This window comes from Kitasatospora sp. NPDC059571, assembly GCF_042735675.1.
In the GTDB taxonomy this organism is placed as follows: Bacteria; Actinomycetota; Actinomycetes; order Streptomycetales; family Streptomycetaceae; genus Kitasatospora.
This window is the reverse complement of the sequence record NZ_JBHWBW010000419.1, coordinates 1-7,118: the sequence shown is the minus strand read 5'-3', so window position 1 is coordinate 7,118 and position 7,118 is coordinate 1. Positions and strand designations below refer to the sequence as shown.

5 protein-coding genes are annotated in these 7,118 nt (G+C 77.4%); 2 read left to right on the top strand and 3 right to left on the bottom strand.

The genetic code is table 11. The features are described 5' to 3' along the window. Both ACFV0G_RS31660 and ACFV0G_RS31655 read left to right on the top strand, forming a co-directional pair. Nucleotides 1–1,272 (top strand): sulfite reductase flavoprotein subunit alpha (locus ACFV0G_RS31660; protein ID WP_380555450.1); only part of this gene is annotated, 1,272 nt, incomplete at its 5' end. Nucleotides 1,273–1,459: 187 nt separating this feature from the next. Next, nucleotides 1,460–3,586: a SpoIIE family protein phosphatase gene (locus tag ACFV0G_RS31655; protein ID WP_380555448.1), complete on the top strand. Its 2,127-nt coding sequence runs from the start codon at nt 1,460–1,462 to the stop codon at nt 3,584–3,586. Here the strand turns inward: ACFV0G_RS31655 and ACFV0G_RS31650 are convergent. The 3 genes from ACFV0G_RS31650 to ACFV0G_RS31640 all read right to left on the bottom strand — a co-directional run bounded on the left by ACFV0G_RS31650 (nt 3,583) and on the right by ACFV0G_RS31640 (nt 6,720). Then, the gene (locus ACFV0G_RS31650) at nt 3,583–4,320 is read right to left on the bottom strand and encodes a methyltransferase domain-containing protein (protein WP_380555446.1); all 738 of its coding nucleotides are present in this window, start codon (nt 4,318–4,320) and stop codon (nt 3,583–3,585) included. The genes ACFV0G_RS31655 and ACFV0G_RS31650 overlap by 4 nt on opposite strands. 129 nt (nt 4,321–4,449) lie before the next feature. Then, nucleotides 4,450–5,862, bottom strand: a complete 1,413-nt coding sequence (locus ACFV0G_RS31645; protein ID WP_380555444.1) for an amidohydrolase family protein — start codon at nt 5,860–5,862, stop codon at nt 4,450–4,452. Between the two features lie 207 nt (nt 5,863–6,069). Beyond that, the gene (locus tag ACFV0G_RS31640; protein ID WP_380555452.1) at nt 6,070–6,720 is read right to left on the bottom strand and encodes a DUF4360 domain-containing protein; all 651 of its coding nucleotides are present in this window, start codon (nt 6,718–6,720) and stop codon (nt 6,070–6,072) included. Between the last annotated feature and the right edge of the window lie 398 nt (nt 6,721–7,118).

The following is a 7,118-nucleotide window of genomic DNA, read 5'->3' as shown; positions in this document are numbered from 1 at the left end:
CCCCGCAGCTGGTCTCCTCGATCCTCGCGGCCCGGGGGGGGGGCGCGCCCCCGACGCCGCCGGCGCGCACCCCCCCCGGGGGGGGGGGGAGGACCCGCGCCGCCGCCCCCCGCCCCCCGGGCCGGGGGGCCGGTCCGGCCCGCCCCGGCCGGCTACACCAGGACCTCGCCCTTCGCCACCCTGCTGATCGGCAACCGGCTGCTCAGCCTGCCCGGCTCGCAGAAGGAGGTACGGCAGTTCGCCTTCGACACCCGCGCGGGCGAACTCGCCTACGAGCCCGGCGACGCGCTCGGCGTCCGGCCCGCCAACGGCGCCGCGCTGGTCGCCGAGTGGCTCGCCCTGACCGGCCTCGACCCCGAGGAGGGCATCGCCGTCGCCGACGAGGGCGAGATCCCGCTCCGCGAGGCGCTGCGCACCCGCCTCGACATCTCCCGGATCACCCCTGACCTGCTGAAGTTCGTGGCCGAGCGCACCGGCAGCCACGACCTGCGGCGCCTGCTGCGCCCCGACAACAAGGGCGAACTCGCGAAGTGGAGCTGGGGCCTGCAGGCGGCCGACGTGCTCGGCGCGTACCCCGTCCGCGCGTCGGCCGCCGAGTGGGCCGGCGTGCTCCGGCGGCTCCAGCCGCGCCTGTACTCCATCTCCTCCAGCCCGCTCGCGCACCCGGGGGAGGTCCGGCTGACGGTGTCGGTGGTCCGCTTCGCCAACGACCGCGGCCGGGACCGCAAGGGCGTGTGCTCGACCTACCTGGCCGACTGCGCCGACGACGGGCCGGTGCCGGTGTTCGTCCAGCGGTCCCCGCACTTCCGTCCGCCCGCCGACCCCGCCACCCCGATGATCATGGTCGGTCCCGGTACGGGCGTCGCACCGTTCATCGGCTTCCTGGAGGACCGCCGGGCCCGCGGCCACACCGGATCCAACTGGCTGTTCTTCGGCGAGCAGCGCGAGGCCACCGACTTCTACTACCGCGAGGAACTGGCGGAGTTCCGCGCCTCGGGCCACCTGGACCGGCTCGACCTGGCGTTCTCCCGCGACCAGCGGAACAAGGTCTACGTCCAGGACCGGATGCGCGAGCACGGCCCGCGCCTGTGGAGGTGGCTGGAGGCCGGCGCCCACGTCTACGTCTGCGGCGACGCGGGCCGGATGGCCGAGGACGTCGACCGGGCGCTGCACGCCGTCGTGGCCGCCCACGGCGGCCTGGCCGAGGACGCGGCCGCCGCCTACGTCAAGCAGCTGGCCGCCGATCGCCGCTACGTCCGCGACGTGTACTGACCTGCCCCGCCGCTGCACCTCTCCCCGCCCCGCGCCTCTCCTGCCCCCGCCCCGGAGGCGGTGCCGCCGCCCGCGGATGCCGCCCGGGTGGGCACGGAGAGACGATGGAGGGCGTTGGGCCGTGAGCGTCGCGGATCCGACCGGACGTCCCTGCCACCCACAGGCAGCCGGACGGAAGGAGGACGGGATGGACGCAGCCGATGCGGCCCGGGCCGGCCCGGCGGCCGGCGCGCCCGCCCCACTGGGCCTGCCCACGCCGTCCGACCCCGGGGGCCTGCTCGACGTCCTGGGCGTGGCGGCCGTGGTGCTGGACGCGGCGGGCCGGATCGCGCTGTGGAGCCCGCAGGCCGAGGAGCTGTTCGGCTGGACGGCCGAGGAGGCCCTGGGCAGCAAGGCCGCCCGCCTGATGGTCGCCCCGGACCAGCTCGACCTGGTCCTCGGCCTGTTCGGCGAGGTGATGTCGGCGGGGGAGACCTGGGCCGGCGTGTTCCCCATCCGGCACCGCGACGGCAGCACCCGGCCGGTGGAATTCCGCAACATGCGGCTCCAGGACCGGCACGGCGCCTTCTACGCACTGGGCATCGCCGCCGACGAGGCCACCGTGCGCGACGTCGAACGGGACCTCGCCCTGTCGGTCCGGATGGTCGCGCAGTCCCCGATCGGGCTCGCCGTCCTCGACGCCGACCTGCGCTACATCATGGTCAACCCGGCACTCGCCCGGATCAACGGGCTGCCCGTCGAGGGGCACGTCGGCCGCAGCGTCCACGACGCCCTGCCGATGATCGACCCGGCGCCGATCGACGCCGTGATGCACGAGGTCCTGGCCACCGGCCGCCCGCGGCTCAACCACCTCACCGTCGGCCGGACCTCCGCCGACCCCGACCACGACCACGCCTGGTCGGTCTCCTACTTCCGGCTGGAGGACCGGGCCGGCCGGATCCTGGGCCTGGCCACCTCGGTCATCGACGTCACCGAGCAGCACCGCAGCGGCGCCGAGGCCGCCGCCGCCCGCCGCCGGCTGGCCCTGATCGCCCGGGCCTCCGCCCGGATCGGCTCCACCCTCGACCTCGACACCACCGCCCGGGAGCTCGCCGAGCTGGTCGTGCCCCAGCTGGCCGACGTCGCCGCCGTCGACGTGCTCGACGCCGTCCTGGAGGGCGCCGGCCCGGGCGCCGCACCGCCGATCGGCGGCCCCGCCGCCTTCCGGGCGCTCGCCCTCGCCGCCACCCACACCTCCGAGGGCGTCCGCGCCGCCGTCCGGGCCGCCGACCCCACCGGGTCCCTCGCCCGCTATCCGGCCGACCGCCTGGTCGCGCGCTGCGTCGCCACCGGTGAGCCGGTGCTGGTGGCCCACGTCGGACCGGAGGACCTCCCGGAGATCGCCCGCGACGCGCAGGCCGCGGACGTGCTGGCCGAGGCCGGGCTGCGTTCCTACCTGGCGGTGCCGCTGATCGCCCGCGGCGAGGTGCTCGGCGCGCTCGACCTCAAGCGGATCCGCAACGCGCCGCCGTTCGACGACGACGACGTCCTGCTCGCCCTCGAACTCGCCTCCCGGGCCGCGGTCTGCATCGACAACGCCCGCTGGTACCAGAACCGGCGGCATGCCGCGCTCACCCTCCAGCGGCACCTGCTGCCCCGGCACCGGCCGAAGGCGGTCGGGCTCGACCTCGCCTACCGGTACCAGCCCAAGGGGGCACGCGGCGAGGCCGGCGGCGACTGGTTCGACGCGGTCCCGCAGGCCGGCGACCGGTCCGCGCTGGTGGTCGGCGATGTGATGGGCAGCGGCATCAACGCCGCCGCCACCATGGGGCAGCTGCGCACCGCCACCCGCACCCTGGCGGGCCTCGAACTGGACCCGGCCCAGGTGCTGCGCCACCTCGACCGCACCATGGCCGAGATCGAGGAGTCCATGGCCACCTGCGTGTACGCCGACTACGACCCCGCCACCGGCCAGTGCCGGATCGCCCTGGCCGGCCACCCGCCGCCGGTCCTGGTCCGCCGCGGGCGCGCCCCGGAGCTGCTCGACCTGCCCACCGGGGCCCCGCTCGGGGTGGGCGGGGTGCCCTTCGAGTCCACCGCGCTGGACCTGGCCGCGGGGGACCGGCTGGTGCTGTACACGGACGGACTGGTGGAGACCCGCGAGGAGCCGCTGGACGACCGGCTGGCGACCCTGCTCGACCTGCTGGCCGACCCCGGGCCGACCCTGGAGGAGACCTGCGACCTGCTGCTGGCCGCGCTCCGCCGCCCGGACGGCGACGACGACGTGGCCCTGCTGATCGCCGAGGTCGCGCCCCCGGCGGATCCGCCGGACTAGAGGCTCTCGCCCGCCGCGGCGGCGCGGGCGAGGACGACGATGTTCTCGCTCGCGTCGGTGAGCGGCCCGCGCGCCCAGTCGCCCCAGCAGGCCTCCACCGTGAAACCGGCCTGCCGCAGGAACCCGCGGAGCCCGTCGGCGTCCAGGAACCGCAGGCTCGCCCGGTCGATCCGCAGCGGCTCGCCGCCCCGGGTCTGCACCGTCTCGGTGAAGGTCACCACGCCGTCGGCCACCGACTCGACCCGGTGGACCACCCGCAGGGCGCGGCCCGCGGCGTCGACGACCTCGGCCGCCCGCTCCGGCCGCCAGCCCTCCCAGGCGCGCGCCGCCGGGTTCCGGGTGCCGAAGACCAACCGGCCGCCGTCCCGGAGCGCCGCGCGCACGGCGGCCAGCGCCGCCCGCAGCTCGTCGTCCGCGACGAACACCTGGAAGGCGTTGCCCGCCACCACGGCCAGCTCGAACTCCCGCTCCCGGCGGAGGTCCTGGGCCCGGCCGTGGACCCACTCGACGTCCGGCCGGCGGGCCGCCCGGCCGAGCGCCGCGGCATCCGGGTCCAGCCCGCACAGCCGCCCCCGGTGCCCGGCCGCCCGCGCGCGGTGCAGCAGCATGCCGGTGCCGCAGCCCACGTCGAGCACGGAGGGCGAGTCCATCACGAAGGACAGGTAGAAGTCGTCGCACGGCCCCCACGGGTTGAGGAGGTCATAGAGCGCGGCCGCGTCGGCGTCGGAGTACACCCGCGAAGTATGCTCCCGCACCGTCCCGTTCGGCCCGGCATTTCCGAACGGCCCGCCGACTTGGGACCCTTCGGTCGGGTGGCGGCGAACGTCCCTTCAGCAGGCGGCCGTTCGCCCGGCCGCGCGTCCTCAGCCGAGGTCCGTGCCGCCGACCGGCCGGCCGCCGATCAGGGTCAGCCGGACGAGCCCGGTGTCCAGCCGGCGCACCGCCTCGCCGATCGGTGCGGCCAGCAGCACCAGGTCGGCGACCGCGCCGGCCCGGACCCGCCGGACGCGCCCCCCGGGGTGCCGCGCCGGCGACAGGTAGCCGGCCAGGGCGCGGCCGGCGGTCATCCGCTCGGCCGCCCCCAGCACCTCGCCCGCCGCGGTGAGCCGCAGCACCGCCGCCCGCATCACCGCCCACGGGTCCAGCGGCCCGTACGGGGCGTCGCTGGAGAGCGCGAGCGGGACGCCGGCGGCGGCCAGGGAGGCCGCGCGGTGCAGGTCGCCGTGCCGGTCGGGGGCCAGGGCGCGCAGGTAGGCGTCGCCGCTCTCGGCCAGGAAGCCGGGGCGCGCCACCACCGGCACACCGAGCCGGGCGATCTCCGGCACGGCCGCGGCCGGCACCAGCTCGGGGTGCTCGATCCGGTCGCCGGCCAGCACCCCGGCCGCGCCGAGTGCGGCGAGCAGCAGCCGCAGCGACCCGCGGGGGCCGCAGTGCACCGCCACCGGTCGGCCCGTCCGGTGGGCGGCGGCGATCTCCGCGGCGGCGCCGGCGGGGTCCGCGGTGTCCCGGTCGGCGAGGTCGATCCGCCAGGGTCCGGCGGTGGGCCCGTCCGGCGGCAGCGCGGTCTCCGGTGGTACGCCGAGCAGCTGGACCCGCTGCGGCAGCGCGCCCGAGGCGCAGGCCGCGGCGAGCGCGGCCACGGCGCCCGATCCCGTACGCGGCTCGGCGTCGGTGACCGAGGTGATGCCGTGGTCGGCCAGCCGCCGGCCCAGTGCGGCCAGCGGTTCCGGTCCGCTGTGCGGGAGGCGGGTGCGCAGCCAGTCGTCGGCGTGCCGCAGCCGGCCGGTCGGTCGGCCGCCGGCGTCGCGCTCCACCCCCGGGTGGTCGGCCGTGGCGAGTCCGACGGCGGCCGCGGCCCTCGAGTTCAGCACCCACAGGCCGCCGCTGCGGTGCCGGATCCGGACCGGGACGTCGGCGCGCAGCCGGTCCAGTGCCGCCGCGTCCAGGTCGCCGGCGACCGAGGCCTGGTAGCGCACCCCGGTGATCCAGCCCGCCGGGTCGGGCTCCGCCGCGAGCAGGACGGCCGCCAGCCCGCCGGCCGTCCGGGCGGCGGCCGGGGTGCACGCCGTGGCGGCCAGGTCGGCGGCGGCCGCGGCCAGGTGCAGGTGGTGGTCGGTGAGCCCGGGCAGCAGGGCCCCGCCACGGGCCGCCAGCACCTGTTCGGCGGCATCGCGCCGCGGCAGGGCGCGGCCCAGTTCGAGGACCAGGCCGCCGCCGATCCGGACGTCCACCAGCTCGCCGCCGACCTCGGCACCGCGCAGCAGCAGCCCGCTCACCGCATACCGGTCCCGGCGCCCGCACGCCGCGCGGGCCGGTCGCGCGGGCCGGGCTCCTCGATCACCATGGTCAGGATGCTAAGGGCCCGGGCCGGGATGCCGCTGGTGCCGTGCTGGGGCCGCGTGCCCGCGGGAGCGGGCCCGCCCGCCCCGTCCGCGGCCGGGGGTGACGCGGGACGGGACGGGCGGACGTGCTGCGGCGGAGGGTCAGGGGCAGCTCTTCCAGGCCAGGTGGTAGACGGTGTTGATGTCGCCGTCGGTGGAGTCCATGGTCATGAAGCTGGTGGTGTGGCCGGTGTCGGAGCTGCCGCCGGAGACCCGCAGCTCGGTGTTGATGTTGAAGTTGCGCTCCTCCCCGCACGGCGCCCAGACCAGGGCGGCGACCGGCACGCTGTCGGTGGCCTGCCAGCTGTCGTCCAGCGGGCCGTTGTAGCGGTGCTCGAGGGCGCTGGTCTGCGGCGAGCCCTGGAAGTAGTAGGCGGCGCGCTGGAGTCCGGTGGCGCCCTTCTCCAGGTGGGCGAAGCCGCGGTAGTCGGCGGAGGCGATGGCGTAGGTGAAGCCCTGGGGCACGTGCACGCGCAGGTCGAGCTGGCAGTTCTTCCGGAAGTCGGTCGGCTTCGAGCCGACCCCGACCTGGGCCAGGTAGTCGCTGTAGGTCACTGTGAACGCGGTGTTGTCGGGGGAGACGGCGACCGCTGCGGTGCCGGCCGGACAGCCGGAGCCGTTCACGGTCGCCACGTCGATGACGATGCGGTCGGACGGGGGCGGGTTCTGCCAGCCGCTCGTGGCGACGGCGGGGGCGGTGGCGGCGAACAGCGATGCGGCGGCGGCGCCGGCGGCGACGAGCGTACGGACGATCACGGCATTCCTTCCGATCGAGCGTGCCCGGACCCCGGCCGGCGGGTGTGCCGGTCGGGATTTGTCGCGTACATGTCACCATGCCCGACGGGCCCGCGTACAGATGCCCGGCCCGCCCCGTCCGCCGCCCCGCCTCGCCGCCGCACGCTCTCGGTTGAGCGGCCGACCGCCCGGCGCCATGCTGGAGGGTGCACGCCGAGGGCCCTGACCGGCGCAGAACCGGCGGGACCGGGCCCCGGCGCCACCGAGAAGAGCACCGATGGACCGGACTGGCGCTTCACCCGGGACCGGCGAGCCCGATCCCGCGCCCGGCGCCCGGCGCCGCCGCGCCCCCCCCCCCCGCGGGGGGGGGCCCCGGGGGGGCCCCCGGGGGGGGGCGGGGCGGCCCCCCCCCCCCC